This window comes from Acidobacteriota bacterium (assembly GCA_026707545.1).
GTDB lineage: Bacteria > Acidobacteriota > Thermoanaerobaculia > Multivoradales > Multivoraceae > Multivorans.
In genome coordinates, this window is the sequence record JAPOWR010000001.1 from 1,459,221 (window position 1) to 1,473,409 (window position 14,189).

A 14,189-nucleotide genomic window follows, 5' to 3' on the forward strand; every position below is an offset into this window, starting at 1 on the left:
AGCCCCGCGGCGCACCGCCGGCTGGTAGGGTTGCCGCTTCGCCAGATTCCGAAACCAGATCATCTGCCCGTGGATAGGAGACGCACATGACCCGTGCCGCGAGCCTGACCCGCCTTCTGACCGCCATCCTCGCGGTCGCCTTTCTGAGCATCGGTCTCACTGCCTGTGACCAGACCAGAGCCGACGTCCCGATCGAGGGCCCCCGCGACCTCGCGCGCGTGGCGCCGGAAACCGTCGGCATGTCGAGCGACCGCCTCGCACGGCTCGACGACGCGATGCAGGGCCTCGTCGACGACGGTCTCCTGGCCGGCATCACGACGATGATCTCCCGCCACGGCAAGGTCGCCCACTTCGGCACCTTCGGCCACCGCGACATCGAGGCGGGCTCCGAGATGACCGAGGACGTCATCTTCCGGATCTACTCGATGACCAAGCCGATCACCGGCGTCGCCCTGATGATCCTCTACGAGGAAGGCAAGTTCCGGCTCTCCGACCCCGTCCACCGCTACATCCCCGAGTTCGAAGGCCTGGTCGTCGCCAAGGAAGACGGGCCGAACGGCCAGCCGATCACCGAGCCGGCCGACCACCCGATGACCATCCGCGAGCTGATGGCGCACACCGCCGGCCTCAGCTACGGCATCTTCTCGCAGTCCCAGGTCGACACGCTGTACAACGAGGCGAACGTCCTCGACAACGACTCGACGCTCAAGGACATGATCGACAAGCTGTCGAAGATCCCGCTCCGGCAGCAGCCGGGCTCGATGTGGCACTACAGCGTCGCCGTCGACGTCCAGGGCTACCTCGTCGAGGTGCTCTCGGGACAGCGCTTCGACGAGTTCCTCAACGAGCGTCTGTTCGGTCCGCTCGGGATGAACGACACCGCGTTTCACGTGGCCGCGGACAAGGCGGAACGCTTCGCCCAGGTCTACACCCACGACGAGGACGGCAACCTGGCTCCCCAGGAAGGCTTCGGCGGCCGCCGTAACTACCTCGAGCCGCCGAACTTCCTCTCCGGCGGCGGCGGCCTGGTCTCGACCACGATGGACTACATGCGCTTCTCCCAGATGCTGCTCAACGGCGGCGAGCTGGACGGCGTGCGCATCCTCGCGCCCTCGACGGTCAGGCTGATGCACATGAACCACCTGCCGCGCGATGTCAAGGAGATGTCGCCGGGCGCCGGCTTCGGCCTCGACTTCGGCGTCGTCCTCGACCCGGTGGCCCACGACGGCATCTCGAAGGGCGAGTACTGGTGGGGCGGCGCCGCCGGCACCTGGTTCTGGATCGACCCCAAGGAAGACCTCGTCTTCGTCGGCATGATCCAGCACTTCGGACCGCGGCGGCCGGACGTCCGGTCCCTGAGCCGCCGTCTCACCTACCAGGCGATCCTCGAACCGGGCTCGTAGCCCTCTTCGCTAACGCTTCGCCCGCTTGCCGAACATGATCCCCGCGACGCGGCGGATCTGGATCTCCTCGGAGCCTTCCGTGATCCGGTACCGCCGGTGGTGGCGGTAGATGTGCTCGAACGGCATGTGCCGGGTGTAGCCGATGCCGCCGTGGGTCTGGATGGCCCGGTCGGCGGCGTTGCAGACGAGACGGTTCGCGCGGTAGTTGCACATGGAGACCTTGTCGGTGACCTCCATGTGATGCTGCTGGTCGAGTTCCCAGGCGGTCTTGTAGACGAGGTTGCGGACCATCTCGCATTCGGTCTGGAGTTCGGCGAGCGGGAACTGGATCGCCTGGTTGAGCCATAGGGGCTTGCCGAAGACGATCCGCTCGCGGGCGTACCTGACGCTCTCGCTGATGCAGAACTGCGCCGCGCCGACGCCCGACGCGGCCTGACGGATCCGGTTCTCGTGGACGAAGGTCTGCGCCAGGGCAAGGCCACGGCCCTCCTCGCCCAGAATCGCCTCGTTCGGCACACGCACGTCGGTCAGGGAAACTTCGGCGTGGTCCGTCGGCATGTTGAAGGTCCACCACATGAAGGGGACCTCGAATCCCGGCGAGTCGGTGGGCACGATGAAGCAGGTGACGCCGTCCGCCTTCCCCGGATCACCCGAGGTGCGGGCGAAGATCAGGTCGTGGGTGGCCGCGTGCAGGCCCGAGTTGAACCGCTTGGCGCCGTTGATCACCCAGTCGTCGCCGTCCCGGACCCCCGAGGTCTCGAGCCAGGTCGCGTCCGAGCCGTGGTCCGGCTCGGTCAGGCCGAAGCCCATCCGCACCGCGCCGGTCATCATGCCCTCCATGAACTGCGCCTTCTGGGCCGCCGTCCCGAAGCGGTGCATCATGATGACCGTCGGGAAGTTGCCGACGATCGAGGACTCGTTCTGCAGGTCGTTGTGGAGCCCCAGGCCCTTGGCCGCCAGGTGCTCCCGGATCACCGCCATCGCCAGGTTCGAGCCGTCCTGGCCGCCGAGTTCCTTCGGCAGGCCGAACCGGAGATGGCCGACGGCGTCGGCGCGGCGCTTCATCTCGCGCAGCAGTGCCTCCCACTCGGGCCGCGGCTTGCCGTCGTTCTCGAAGTCCGTCCGCGCCCACTCGCGGCGCTGGTCGAAGAATCGGATGTTGTCGTCCTGCCGCTCCAGCGGCTTGATCTCGCGCTCGATGAAGTCGTCGAGCTCGGCCAGCTTGTCGCGGATGTCCTGGGGAATCTCGAAGTCCATGGTTCTCCCGTTACCCGGCTTCCAGGTACGCGTCGATGATCTCACCGAGCCGCTCCGGTGCGTCGAAGTGGACCATGTGGCCCGCCTCCGGGATCTCGACGTGGTGCACGTTGCGGAACAGGCGCACCCGGCGCTCGATCTCGTCCGGTGCGGCGGGCGTGTCGTGGTCGATCCCGCCGCGGCCACGGTAGAACTCGGCGGAACGGCCCCCGGTGACGACGAGCACCGGACAGGAAACCCAGGGCCAGCGCTCTTCTGACAGGCGGCTTGACATTGTCAGCCCCGTCGTCTCGACCTGCGGGTCCCACTTCCACTGCAGGCCGCCGTACGGGTGCTCGGTCGTGCCAATCTCCACCAGGTGCCGCGCCAGCTCATGATCGAGCCCGGGATGGAACCTGCAGTACAGCCGCCAGGCGTCGTCCAGGTCCATCATCGGCCGCTTGTGGCCTCCGGCCCTCAGCAGGCTGGTGTGGCCGTTCTGCAGGCGAAGCTGGCGATTCTCGACCGGCATGTCGCTCTCGCGGAACGGTGCGCCGACGCCGTCGATGTTCACGATCACGCTTGGCACGTCGTTGAACACCGCCGCGTAGTGGCTGACGATCTGGCCGCCCAGGCTGTGACCCACCAGCACCGGCCGCTCCAGTTGGAGCTGGAAGATGACCGCGTGCAGATCGGCGACGAAGTGCGGCAAGGCGTAGACGCCGGGCTTGCCGCTGTCGCCGTGGCCGCGCAGGTCGAAGGAAACGACCCGGTAGCGGTCGCGGAACCGGCTCGCCAGCGGCTCGAACGCCAAGGCCAGATCCTGCATACCGTGCAGCAGGACGAGAGATGGCGCACCTTCGTTGCCGTAGTCGTAGACCTGCAGTTCGATGCTGCCGGCACCAGGGAGGCGGACACTCCGGGGCTTGGCCGAGTCTGTCGTCATGGTGCGCGGGAGGATACGCCAAGCACGGCGGACGTACCGGCTCTGGCCGGTTATCCTTGCCGTTTCACCACCACCCCGCCCCCCAACGGAGATACGAGATGAAGAGAGTCCAGTGGATCGCGATCGTGGCAGCCGTCCTGCTGCTTCCCGCCACAGCGGCGGCGTCAGACGAGTTGACCGCCGAGAAGGCGTTCGAACGCCTCAAGGCGCTGGCCGGCACCTGGGAAGGATCGGCGACCGGCGAGGGCGAGGAGGCCGCTGCCGAGGCGGACGCCACCGGCAAGGTCGTCCACGAATTCGAGGTCACCGCCAGCGGCCACGTGCTGATGGAGCGCATGGGGCCGGACACCGCCTACGAGATGGTCAACATGTACCACCTCGACGGCTCCGACCTCGTCCTCACCCACTACTGCTCGAGCGGCAACCAGCCGCGGATGAAGTTCAATGCCGCCGCCAGCGTTCCCAACCGCCTGGTCTTCGACTTCGACGGCGGCACGAACCTGGACACCACGCCCAGCCACATCCACTCGGCGGAGATCCGGCTCGACGGCAGGGACCGGCTCGACAGCGCCTGGAAGGCCCATGAGGGCAACAGCGAGGCCGGCACGATGACCTTCCATCTCAAGCGGCAGTAGCAGCCCACCCGGAGGTACGCAGCGGATGAACGACTCCCGGAACGGCAACAGCGGCAACGGCCTCTACGGCGCCCACGGCCGCGCCCTCGTCGTCGACCTCTCGACCGGCGAACACCGCGTCGAGACGATCCCGGGAGACGTCTTCCGGCAATACCTCGGCGGTTACGGCCTGGGTGCCTGGCTGATGTGGAAGCACTTCCCCGCCGGCGCCGAGGCAACCGCTCCCGAGGCCTGCTTCGCGCTCGTCTCGGGCCTGCTCACGGGGCTCCGCACGCCGTTCTCGGGGCGCATCCAGATCGTCGGCAAGTCGCCGCTCACCGGCACCTGGGCCGACTCGAACTCGGGCGGCAGCACCGCAATCCACCTCCGCCACGCCGGCTATGACGCGCTGGTGGTCCGCGGACGCGCCGCCGAGCCCTCGGTCCTCGTCGTGCGGGCCGACGGCATCCAGGTAGAACCGGCCGGCGACCTCTGGGGCACCCAGATTCCGGAAGCCTTCGACGCGCTCCAGGAGCGCTACGGCACGAAGTTCCGGGTCGGCGTCTCGGCGATCGGCCCGGCCGGAGAAGGCGGAGCGCTCATCTCCTCCGTGATGAACGACCGCTACCACGCCTTCGGCCGCCAGGGCTTCGGCGCCGTCTTCGGCTCGAAGAACCTGAAGGCCGTGGTCGTCGACGGCGGTGAGAACACCGGTAACACCGTGCCGGTCCGCGACGAGAGACGTTTCCGGGCGCTCTGCGAGGACGTGAACCGGGAGTATCGGAGCGACATCAGCCTGCCGATGCGGCTCGTCGTCAAGATGGCGGCGCCCAGGAGGCGCCTTGGTTTCCTGTACCAGGCCTTCGCGAAGTTCGGGATCAAGATCGAGTCGCCGCAGCCGGCGATGCGGCAGATGTGGGCGGACCGGGGAACGACGGCCGCCGTCGCGCTGTCCGTCGAGAACGGCGACGCGCCGCTCAAGAACTGGACCGGCGTCGGCGCCCGCGACTTCCCGCTCGCGAAGAAGGGCTGGAAGCTGGACGGCGCGGAAGTCGACAAGCTGATCACGAAGAAGCTGAGCTGCGGCGACTGCCCGGCCCCGTGCAAGGGGATCGTAGGCGTCAAGAAACGTGGCCTGTCGGACGTGCGCCGCCCGGACTACGAGACGATCGTCGGCTTCGGCGCCAACATCCTGAACGACGACCTGGAGCTCGTGACCGCCTGCCACGACGCCTGCAATCGGTACGGCATGGACGCGGTCAGCTCAAGCGCCACGATCGCCTGGGTGTGCGAGGCCGTCGAACGCGGCGACCTGACCGCTGACGACCTCAACGGGGTCGACATGCGCTGGGGGAACGGAGAAGGCGCGCTCACCCTCACCGTCAAGATGGGTGAAGGCGAGGGCTGTGGCGAGTGGCTCCGCCACGGCCTCGCCTCCGCGTCCCGCCACGTCGGGCGCGGCACGGACGCCTACGCGGTCCATGTCGGCGGCCAGGAACCCGCGTACCACGACCCACGCTTCACTTCGCTCATGGGCGTCACCTACATCGCCGATCCGACTCCGGGCCGCCACACCGCCGGTTCCGCGTCCTGGAACGAGACCTTCGGCGCCGCCTTCCCGCTGCCCGAGGCGGTCGACAAGGACGAGGTGGCGATCGCCTGGAAGGGCACGAAGAACAAGGGCGTCGCCCAGGCGCACTTCAGCAACGCCCACCAGACGCTGAACGGACTGGGGCTGTGCATGTTCACCGGCCTCACCGGCGGCTTGCCCTGGGTCGACATGGTCAACGCACTGACCGGATGGGAGGTGGACCAGAAGGAGCTGCTGCTCTGCGGCGAGCGGATCCAGAACCTCAGGAACGCCTTCAACGTCCGCGAGGGCGTCGTGCCTGCGGACTTCACGCCCCACGCGCGGATGATGGGCCAGGGCGACGGTCTACTCGATTCCGGGCCGCTGGCCGGCGTTCAGGCACCCCTCGAGCAGTTGAAACGGGACTACTACCAGGCGATGTCCTGGGATCCCGAAACCGGCCGGCTCAGCCGGACCCGCGCCGAGCAACTCGGCATGGACGACCTGCTGGAGGCGCACCTGGCCTGATCGAGGCCGGTACACCAAATCGATGGGCCTGCTGCGCCGTCTGACTCGAACCCCCACGCCGCCGAAGGTCCAGGTCCGGGTGCTGATCCGGGGCCGAATCGGCGCGGGCTGGCACGATGTCGACCGCACGTTCCGACTTGCTCCCGGAGCCACGCTGGCGGAGTTGCTACCGCTCGCTGATGTCGCCGGCGTCCCCCTGACCTCGGCGATCGAAGAGTCTCCCCACCTGCGCGACACGCTGATGATCAACGGCGAGCGCTGCCCGCTCGAGAGCAACCGCGACCGGCCGCTCGAGGATGGTGACGAGATCTACCTCCTCGCTCCCGTTGCCGGCGGCAGCGGCACCGCCTGGGCGCCGGACAGCTTCGAGGCCCGGCTGGAACGGGTGCTGCGGCGGGAGATCGACAGCTGCAGGCGCCTGACCGCCATCGAGCGGCTCTCGGGCGGCGCCAGCCAGGAGACCTACCGGCTCGAGGTCAAGGTGCCCGGAGGCCCTCGCGTGCTCGCGCTCAGGCGATCGCCGGGCGGCAAGGCGGAAGAAGCCAAGGCAGTCGAGCGCAGCGCGCCGGGCCTGCGCATCGAAGCGAAGCTGATGCAGGTCGCCCGCGAGAACGGCATCCCCGGGCCCGAGGTGTTCTACGTGCTGGAGCCCGCCGACCAGCTCGGGGCGGGCTTCGTCATGGAGTGGCTCGACGGCATCGCGCTGGGCGCGCGGATCGTGCGCTCCTCCGACCTCGCCGAGACGCGACCGAAACTGGCCCGGCAATGCGGCGAGATCCTTGGGCGGCTGCACACGATCGACCTGGAAGGCCACGGCCTCGACCGGGATCTGGCGAGCCTCAGCGCGGTCGACTTCATCGGGCAGACCCGCGGCCGCTACGAGGCCCTCGGCACACCGCAACCGATGATCGACTTCACCGCGCGCTGGCTGATGAAGAACCTGCCGGATTCGCCGGATCGGGCCCTGGTCCACAACGACTTCCGGAACGGCAACCTGATGGTCGACAAGACGGGTGTCATTGCGGTGCTCGACTGGGAGATCGCCCACATCGGCGACCCGATGCGGGACCTGGGCTGGATCTGCACGAACTCCTGGCGCTACGGCGCCGGCCCCGAGCTTCCGGTCGGCGGCTTCGGGACATACGGGGACCTGTTCGCCGGCTACGAGGCGACCAGCGGCAAGGCGGTCGACCTGAAGCGCGTGCAGTACTGGGAGGTGTTCGGCTCCTTCTGGTGGGCCGTCTCCACCCTCGGCATCACGCAGCACTACCGCACGGGACTGGACCCCTCGGTCGAGCGCGTGACGATCGGACGCCGCACCACGGAGTGTCAGGTCGACTGCGTGAATCTCCTGATCCCCGGTCCGGTCGAACTCGTCGGGGCGCCCGACCAGCTCCCGGACCCCGACATGCCCCGGCTCGAGGAGCTCGTCGGCGCGACCCGGGACTTCCTGCACGGCCAGGTGCGCGAGGAGACGACCGGACGGACCCGCTTCCACGCTCTCGTCGCCAGCAACGCCCTCGACATCGTCCATCGCGATCTGCACCTCGGAGCCGAGCATCGCCGCCGGGAGCACGAACGCCTCCGCGGCCTGCTCCGTACCGACGGCTCGCTCCTGGAACTGCGCTGGAAGCTCGTCCACGCGATCCGCGAGGACGGGATCGCCCTCGACGACCGGAAGCTGCACGAACACCTGCGCGCCACCGTCGTCAATCAGATCGCCATCGACCAGCCGAAGTACTCGGGCTTCAAGACCGCCGCGGGGCTATAGAGTGACGCGCGACAAGGAGGATCGACAATGAAGACACAGACCTTTCGCAGGACGGCAGCGGTGGCGCTCGGCCTGGCCTTCGTCGCCAGTTCCCTCTCGGCTCAGTGGACGCGACGCGAAACCGGGCCCAGGATTCCACCCGCTGAAGGTGTCGAGAGCATCAACCTGATCAGCACTCTTTCCCACCACCCGCCGCTGATGGAGGCCTGGGGCCCGTTCGGAGGCTACATCCTGCGCGGCAGCACCCTCCCCGACCGGGACCGCGAGATGGTCATCCTGCGCACCGCGTGGCTTAACGAGGCCGAGTACGAATGGGGGTACCACGCGCGGGCGGCCAGGGCGGCCGGCATGACGGACGAGGAGATCCGCAACGTCGCCGTCGGCGAGAACGCCGGTCCGTGGAGCAGCTTCGAGCGCTACCTTCTGCGCGCGGCGACCGAACTGCACCGGCGGTCGGCCATCTCCGAACGGACCTGGGCTTTCCTGAAGGCCCGCTATACCGACCAGCAGATGATCGACCTGATCTTCACGGTCGGGCAGTACCGGATGGTGTCGATGGCGCTCAGGAGTATCCGCGTCGAGCCCGACGATGGCCTGGAGCCCTTCCCCGAGGACGTGCCGCGAAGGTAGCGTCGCAGGCGCCCGCGAGCCCGTCAGCCGGCCAGTCGTTCCCGGACTTCGGCCAGTCGGCCGATCGACTGCAGCACGCGCGCCGGATCCTGCACCAGGTGGCGCACGACGACCTCGTCGTACCCCGTTTCACCCAGTTCCGCGAACGCGGCCGCGGCTCGACGCGCATCTCCGACGATCAGCGCTTCGCGGGGAAAACCCCGGTAGCCGCGCGCAATGACTCCTGCCGCCGCCTGCTCCGCTTCCACCGGCGTCTCGCCGACGTAGACGTCGCGCCGGATCGCGGACACGCCGACCGGGCGGCCGTGTCGTTCACAAGCCTCGCGGTAGAGGCCTAGCTGTCCCGCGGCCTCCGCCGGCGTCAACCCGGGGGCCGCCAGCCAGCCGTCACCCAGCCGGGCCGCGCGGTCGATCGCGGGCGGCGCCGAGGCGCCGATCCAGACCTCGACCGGTTCCGGCGGGCAGGGCGAGATACGGGCCTCGCGAAGCCCGAAGCGATCGTTCTCGCCTCCAGTGGTCACCGTCTCCCCGCACCACAGTCGGCGCAGGATGGAGAGCGACTGCTCGAACCGCGACGGCCGCTGCCGGACCGGAACGCCCATCGCCTCGAACTGGTTGTCGGCCGGACCGATCGCGCACTGGAGGATGAACCGCCCCTGGATCAGGCTGGCCAGCGTGCCGACCTGCTCCGCGACGATCACGGGGTGCCAAAGCGGCAGAAGGTAGAGGGCGCCGGCCGGCCGATCTCCCCACTCCGCCAGCATCCGCCCAAGGATTGCCGTGTTCTGGTAGTACGGCAGCGCCGTCGCATGGTGGTCGCCGACGAACAGGGCGTCGAGTCCGGCCTCCCGGGCGGCGCGCGCCCGATCCACCATGCGGCGCGCTCCTTCCCGTGGATCGTCGACGTTGTAGGCGCTCTGGACCGAGATGCTGATTCGCATGGTTCCCTCTCCGCCGGCAATGTATAGGATTCGCGTTCATCAACAACAGTAGGAGCATTCGTCCGTCCTATGACTGAACTGATCCTCGCCACGTACGCCTACCCGGCCGGCGGCCTGATCGCCGGTGTCGTCGGAGCCGGTTTCGGCATCCTGGTCGTCATCATCATCGCGGAGGGAGCCAGCACCGAACCCGTCCCGCGCAGGATGATCCCGATCTGGATGTGGCTGGTCTTCTGGATCCCGCTCACCCTGATCCTCCTCATCACGGACATGCCGGGCTGGCTGCGCACACTGCTGTTCCTGATTCCGCTGATGCTGACGATCGGGCTGTTCAACCGGCGTGCAGCCTGACAGGCGGGCGAGCGCGGCTGACGGCGCGCAAATCCGCTATCGGCTCGCGGGCAACGGCCCGGTCGTCGCACTCACGCACGGCCTCGGCGGTCATCTGGACTACTGGGAGCCCACGGTAGAAACGCTCCAGGACCGCTGCACCGTTCTGACCTGGGACGTCCGGGGCTTCGGCGGCTCGGAACGACGTCCCGGCACGATGGCGCCGGAAACCTGGGCCGCCGATCTTGCCACCGTGCTCGACGAAATCGGCGCCGACGCCGCCGTGATCGCCGGTTTCTCCATGGGTGGCGTGATCTCGCAACGGTTCGCGCTCGACTTCCCTGCTCGCACGCGGGCGCTGATTCTGATCAGTACGTCGAGCGAAGTGAACGAACGCGCCGAAGCCGGTTGGAACGCCCGCGCCGACGTGGTCGAGCGGGACGGTCTGGCCAAGGCCCTCGCGCCCGCCGACCCCGCCATCTCCTATGGCAAGGAATACGGGGAACGGCACGCCGAGGAAATCGCGGAGGCCGCGCGTCTCTCCATCGAACGCAACGACGCCGCCTCCTATGCAGCCGCCTGCCGCGCGGTCTCGAACATCGACTACACGGTCGATCTGCAGACGATCACCTGCCCGACCCTGATCCTCCAGGGCCTCGAGGACGCACTCACCCCACCCGGCGGCAGCGTCATCATGTCCCGCCGGATCCAGGGCTCCCGCCTCATCATGCTCGAGAACTGCGGCCACTGGATCCCCACTGAACGCCCCGCCGAGTTCCACGCCGAAGTCGAGGCGTTCCTGGCCGAAGTCGCCTGACGGCGCCGTAGCCGGCAGCTACTTCAGGTGGCGGTCGAAGAAGTCGATCTCGGCGGCCATCGCCTTGTCGAGCCAGTCACCGCCGTAGATGTCGTAGTGGCTCATCTCCCAGGCGTGGTACTCGACCGGCACCCGGCCCGAGAGGATCTTGAAGACCCGCTGGCCGTGTTCCCGGATGTCGAAGTAGTGCTCCTGCTGCGCGTCGATGATGATCGTGGGCGCCGTGATGAGGTGCGCGTCCTCGACCGGTGAGAACTTCGCGAAGCGCTCGTAGTACGGGCTGCCGGTCAGGCCCTCCGGCTGGGCGGCGCCGACCGGAACCGGCTCGACCTCGCCGCGGGCGCGCTGGATGGCGGTCCGGTGGAATCCCTTCAGACCGCCCGGCGCGGTGACGAGGCCCGCCCGCTGATCCATCGCGCCGACCTGGGCCGCAACCGCCTTCACGCGCCGGTCATGGGCCGCGCGCCAGATGACGTGGCCGCCGCCGAAGCTGGAGCCCCAGATGCCGATCCGCGAGGCGTCCGCGTGCGGCTCACCCTCGACGAAGCTGATCGCGGCGTCGATGTCCTCCTGCTGGTCCAGCGGGTCGACGAGCTGCCGGATCGCCTGCGCCCGGACCGTCACGTAGCCGTCCTCATCGGGCTTCGGCATCTCGCCGTGAACGACGAGACGGGAATCGCTCTCGCCCCAGCCCCGGTAGTCGAACGCGAGCACCAGGTAGCCGGCGGTGGCGAAACGCGGCGCGATGCCCCGGTTCAGGTGCGCCTTCGTGCCGCCCCAGCCATGGCAGAGCACGATCGCCGGCAGCTTCTCGCCTTCGGCCGTCGCCTTCGGGTAGAACACGTCGCCGGCCAGCCGCGTGCCGTCGCTCCAGATCTCGACCGGCTTGCGCACGAGGGACGGGTAGCCCTCGACATCCATCAACTCGCCGGCGGCCAGGGCTGGCACGGAAGTCAGCGCCGCGACGGCAATTCCGACCAGCGCCATCCCGAATCCGACCTTCGCCATGGAGTCCCTTCTCATTGCCGCTCCCTCCTCCGATTGTTCCTGTCGTATGCGCCGATGCTACAGGAGCCGTGAACGCCGCCAGCGTGAGTGGGAGACACGAAAACTGAGTCGCCATTCAGAGTAGAGTCAGCCCCCGTGAAGAGAGTTGTCGCGGCGTGGCTCGTCGCAATCCCGTCGCTATGGGCCGCTGCGTCCGAAGGCCAGACCGACCGCCCCGCGGCAACAGCCCTGGCGATCGGCGAGGCGCCCCTGCTCGACGGCCGGGTTCTGGACGATCCGGTCTGGCAAAGCGTCGCGCCGGCTTCCGGCACGACCCAGACCCGGCCCTTCGCCGGTGAGCCGGGTACCGAACGCACCGACGTCCGCTTCGCGTTCACGGAAGACACCCTCTTCGTCGCCGTCGTCTGCCACGACCGCCAACCGGACGGCATCGTCATCTCGGACAGCCGCCGCGACGCGGCGCTCGACGAGACTGACAGCTTCCAGGTCATCTTCGACACGTTCCAGGACGGGCGCAACGGCTTCGTGTTCGGCACGAACCCCGCCGGCATCGAGTACGACGGCCAGGTCGTGCAAGGCGGCTCCGGCGTGTTCAGCGGCATGGGCGGAGGCGGCAGCCGCTTCCGGGGCTCCTTGTCCACCGGATTCAACCTGAACTGGGACGGCGCCTGGAACGTCGCGACGCAAGTCGGCGAGTTCGGCTGGAGCGCCGAGTTCGCGATTCCGTTCCGTACCCTCCGCTATCCCCCGACCGACGTGCAGACCTGGGGCCTGAACTTCCAGCGCAACATCGCCCGCCACCGGGAGGTCGCCTTCTGGTCCGAACTTGACCGGAACCACGACCTGGACCGGCTGACCGACGCGGGCTCGCTCCAGGGCGTCGAGCCGCCGCCCCAGCGCAACCTGAAGCTGATCCCCTACGCGATCGGATCGAGCCGGGAGCCGCCCACGGCCGGCAGCGACAACGAGTCGGACTCCGACCTCGGCGTCGACCTCAAGTACAGCGTGACCCCGAGCCTGACCCTCGACCTGACCTACAACACGGACTTCGCCCAGGTCGAGGTCGACGAGCAGCAGGTGAACCTCGACCGGTTCAACCTGTTCTTCCCCGAGAAGCGACCGTTCTTTCTGGAGAACGCCGGGCTGTTCACGGTCGGAGCCCGTTCGGGAGGAAGCCGTGCATCGGCCCGCGTCGACCTGTTCTTCAGCCGACGCATCGGCATCGGACCCCGCGGCGAGTTGATCCCGATCGACTACGGCGGCCGGCTCTCCGGCAAGGCCGGCCGCTTCAACGTCGGGCTGCTCCACATGCAGACCGCCACGGTGGGAGGGCTTCACGGCAACAACTACGCCGTCGCCCGCGTCAACCGGGAACTGGGCGAGCGCTCCAGTATCGGCGGCATCTTCGTCAGCCGAGAGGGCGTGGGCAGCCTCGCACCGGAGGACGACACGAACCGCGCCTACGCCATCGACGGCAAGTGGGGAATCGGCGAGCACCACACGATCGAGACCTACGTCGCCCAGACCGACACGCCCGGACTCGACGGCGACGACAGCTCGATGCTCGTCAGCTACAACCTCGGCAAGCCCCAGTGGCGCGGCAGCCTCAGCGTCGCGGAAGCTCGCGAGAACTTCAACCCGGAAGTCGGCTTCATGTCGCGACGGGACTTCCGAAACTTCTCCGCGTTCGGCATGCGCACGATCCGACCGAAGAACCTCCTCGGTTTTCACGAACTCCGGCCTCACGCCTCGTACAGCGGCATCTGGGACTTCGACGGCTACCTGGAGACCGAGTACATCCACGTCGACAACCACTGGGAGTGGCGCAACGGCTTCCAGGTCCACACCGGCGTGAACTTCACCAAGGAGGGCGTCAAGGAGACCTTCGAGATCGTCGAGGGCATCCCGGTCCAGGCGGGCAGGTACAGCCACGACGAGCTGCAGACCGTGTTCTCTACGAACCAGGCGAAGCCGTTCTCGGTCTACATCCGCAACATCACCGGCGGCTTCTTCGGCGGCGACCGGAGCTCCACTTCGTTCACTCTGCTCGCCCGGCGCGGCGAGCGACTGACCTCGGAACTCACCTGGGACCACAACGACGTGGACATCGACGCGGGCAGCTTCCAGGTCAATCTGGGCCGCCTCCGGCTCTCCTACTCGATCACACCGCGGATGCTGGTCCAGGCGCTCGCCCAGTACAACGATCAGTCCGACAACGTCTCCGCGAACCTCCGCTTCTCCTGGCTGCAGGACGCGAACACGGGATTGTTCGTGGTGTACAACGAAGTGGACGAACTCGGCGCCCGCATCCTCTACGAGCGGCCGGATCGCACCGTCATCGTGAAGTACAGCCGGCTGGTCGACGTCTTCCGTTGAGTTCAACCCGCCCGCCAAC

General features: G+C 68.1%; 12 protein-coding genes. 8 read left to right on the forward strand and 4 right to left on the reverse strand.

All coding sequences use genetic code 11. The features are described 5' to 3' along the window. Nucleotides 1-86: 86 nt before the first annotated feature. Complete coding sequence (locus tag OXG83_05795; GenBank protein MCY3964526.1) at nucleotides 87-1,403, forward strand: serine hydrolase; 1,317 nt, start codon at nucleotides 87-89, stop codon at nucleotides 1,401-1,403. 9 nt (nucleotides 1,404-1,412) lie between these two features. Here OXG83_05795 and OXG83_05800 read toward each other — a convergent pair whose 3' ends face one another. Beyond that, nucleotides 1,413-2,660 (reverse strand): acyl-CoA dehydrogenase family protein, encoded by a 1,248-nt coding sequence (locus tag OXG83_05800; GenBank protein ID MCY3964527.1) that lies wholly within the window; start codon nucleotides 2,658-2,660, stop codon nucleotides 1,413-1,415. A gap of 10 nt (nucleotides 2,661-2,670) precedes the next feature. After that, entirely contained in the window at nucleotides 2,671-3,585 is a 915-nt protein-coding gene (locus tag OXG83_05805) for an alpha/beta hydrolase (protein ID MCY3964528.1), read from the reverse strand. A gap of 98 nt (nucleotides 3,586-3,683) precedes the next feature. On the opposite strand from OXG83_05805, the gene OXG83_05810 reads away from it, so the two are divergent. From OXG83_05810 to OXG83_05825, 4 genes are read left to right on the forward strand one after another with little or no spacing between them, the layout of a single operon-like run. After that, nucleotides 3,684-4,220, forward strand: coding sequence for a hypothetical protein (locus OXG83_05810; GenBank protein MCY3964529.1), 537 nt, complete (start codon nucleotides 3,684-3,686; stop codon nucleotides 4,218-4,220). 25 nt (nucleotides 4,221-4,245) lie between these two features. Next, nucleotides 4,246-6,297 (forward strand): hypothetical protein, encoded by a 2,052-nt coding sequence (locus OXG83_05815; protein ID MCY3964530.1) that lies wholly within the window; start codon nucleotides 4,246-4,248, stop codon nucleotides 6,295-6,297. 22 nt (nucleotides 6,298-6,319) lie between these two features. Further along, nucleotides 6,320-8,068 (forward strand): phosphotransferase, encoded by a 1,749-nt coding sequence (locus tag OXG83_05820; GenBank protein MCY3964531.1) that lies wholly within the window; start codon nucleotides 6,320-6,322, stop codon nucleotides 8,066-8,068. Between the two features lie 27 nt (nucleotides 8,069-8,095). Beyond that, a complete protein-coding gene (locus tag OXG83_05825; GenBank protein ID MCY3964532.1) occupies nucleotides 8,096-8,698 on the forward strand; it encodes a carboxymuconolactone decarboxylase family protein in 603 nt (200 codons plus the stop codon). A gap of 23 nt (nucleotides 8,699-8,721) precedes the next feature. On the opposite strand, the gene OXG83_05830 is transcribed toward OXG83_05825, so the two are convergent. Further along, nucleotides 8,722-9,639 carry an LLM class flavin-dependent oxidoreductase gene (locus OXG83_05830; GenBank protein ID MCY3964533.1) on the reverse strand — a complete coding sequence of 306 codons (918 nt, stop codon included), beginning with the start codon at nucleotides 9,637-9,639 and terminating at the stop codon, nucleotides 8,722-8,724. 69 nt (nucleotides 9,640-9,708) lie between these two features. Between OXG83_05830 and OXG83_05835 the strand changes: the two genes are divergently transcribed. Both OXG83_05835 and OXG83_05840 read left to right on the forward strand, forming a co-directional pair. Continuing rightward, nucleotides 9,709-9,990: a hypothetical protein gene (locus OXG83_05835; protein MCY3964534.1), complete on the forward strand. Its 282-nt coding sequence runs from the start codon at nucleotides 9,709-9,711 to the stop codon at nucleotides 9,988-9,990. Further along, nucleotides 9,980-10,786 (forward strand): alpha/beta hydrolase, encoded by an 807-nt coding sequence (locus tag OXG83_05840; protein MCY3964535.1) that lies wholly within the window; start codon nucleotides 9,980-9,982, stop codon nucleotides 10,784-10,786. The genes OXG83_05835 and OXG83_05840 overlap by 11 nt, the downstream gene beginning before the upstream one ends. 18 nt (nucleotides 10,787-10,804) lie before the next feature. Here the strand turns inward: OXG83_05840 and OXG83_05845 are convergent, their stop codons facing one another. Beyond that, nucleotides 10,805-11,809, reverse strand: coding sequence for an alpha/beta fold hydrolase (locus tag OXG83_05845; protein MCY3964536.1), 1,005 nt, complete (start codon nucleotides 11,807-11,809; stop codon nucleotides 10,805-10,807). 120 nt (nucleotides 11,810-11,929) lie between these two features. Between OXG83_05845 and OXG83_05850 the strand changes: the two genes are divergently transcribed. Beyond that, nucleotides 11,930-14,170 (forward strand): DUF5916 domain-containing protein, encoded by a 2,241-nt coding sequence (locus tag OXG83_05850; protein MCY3964537.1) that lies wholly within the window; start codon nucleotides 11,930-11,932, stop codon nucleotides 14,168-14,170. The last annotated feature ends 19 nt before the right edge of the window (nucleotides 14,171-14,189 follow it).

What these genes read in the sequence shown, in the direction of transcription:
- OXG83_05795 (MCY3964526.1), top strand. Translation starts at nt 87, where the DNA reads ATGACCCGTGCCGCGAGCCTGACCCGCCTTCTGACCGCCATCCTCGCG.
- OXG83_05800 (MCY3964527.1), bottom strand. Translation starts at nt 2,660, where the DNA reads ATGGACTTCGAGATTCCCCAGGACATCCGCGACAAGCTGGCCGAGCTC.
- OXG83_05805 (MCY3964528.1), bottom strand. Translation starts at nt 3,585, where the DNA reads ATGACGACAGACTCGGCCAAGCCCCGGAGTGTCCGCCTCCCTGGTGCC.
- OXG83_05810 (MCY3964529.1), top strand. Translation starts at nt 3,684, where the DNA reads ATGAAGAGAGTCCAGTGGATCGCGATCGTGGCAGCCGTCCTGCTGCTT.
- OXG83_05815 (MCY3964530.1), top strand. Translation starts at nt 4,246, where the DNA reads ATGAACGACTCCCGGAACGGCAACAGCGGCAACGGCCTCTACGGCGCC.
- OXG83_05820 (MCY3964531.1), top strand. Translation starts at nt 6,320, where the DNA reads ATGGGCCTGCTGCGCCGTCTGACTCGAACCCCCACGCCGCCGAAGGTC.
- OXG83_05825 (MCY3964532.1), top strand. Translation starts at nt 8,096, where the DNA reads ATGAAGACACAGACCTTTCGCAGGACGGCAGCGGTGGCGCTCGGCCTG.
- OXG83_05830 (MCY3964533.1), bottom strand. Translation starts at nt 9,639, where the DNA reads ATGCGAATCAGCATCTCGGTCCAGAGCGCCTACAACGTCGACGATCCA.
- OXG83_05835 (MCY3964534.1), top strand. Translation starts at nt 9,709, where the DNA reads ATGACTGAACTGATCCTCGCCACGTACGCCTACCCGGCCGGCGGCCTG.
- OXG83_05845 (MCY3964536.1), bottom strand. Translation starts at nt 11,809, where the DNA reads ATGAGAAGGGACTCCATGGCGAAGGTCGGATTCGGGATGGCGCTGGTC.